Genomic DNA, 510 nt, shown 5'->3' on the forward strand with positions numbered 1-510 from the left:
GCCCGTTGATGCAGACGATCTCGCCTGCTCGCACGTCCAGCGACAGGTGATCGACGACGGAATAACCTGAGCCCGAAGTGTCGACGACGCTGACATCCTCGATCGATAGGGCGACTTCGCCGAATTCATGGCCGGTCGGCGGCGAGCCGAGATCGAAATTCTCGCCGACCATGTTGCGCACGATCCATTCGAGATCGATATCCCGAGCTTCGGCCGTCGCGGTAATCGCGCCATCGCGCAGGACAACGGCATAGTCGGTGATCTGCAGCGCCTCTTCGAGGTGATGCGATATGTAGACGATGGAGACGCCGCGGCTGGTCAGATCGCGGATCACCTTGAACAGAACTTCCACCTCGGTTGCGCTGAGCGCGGAGGTCGGCTCGTCCATGATGAGGATGCGCGAATCGACCGACAGTGCCCGGGCGATCTCGACGATCTGCTGTTGGCCGAGGCGCAGATCCTCGACCAGGGTCATCGGATCGATGTCCTCTTCGAGATCAGCCATCAGAG

General features: G+C 60.8%; 1 protein-coding gene. It reads right to left on the minus strand.

All coding sequences use genetic code 11. From position 1 onward, the window contains the following. On the minus strand, window positions 1-510 hold a 510-nt coding region (locus tag EN932_RS37595; protein WP_164890919.1), incomplete at both ends, for an ATP-binding cassette domain-containing protein.

The organism is Mesorhizobium sp. M7A.F.Ca.US.002.01.1.1 (assembly GCF_004022955.1).
Lineage (GTDB): Bacteria > Pseudomonadota > Alphaproteobacteria > Rhizobiales > Rhizobiaceae > Mesorhizobium > Mesorhizobium ciceri.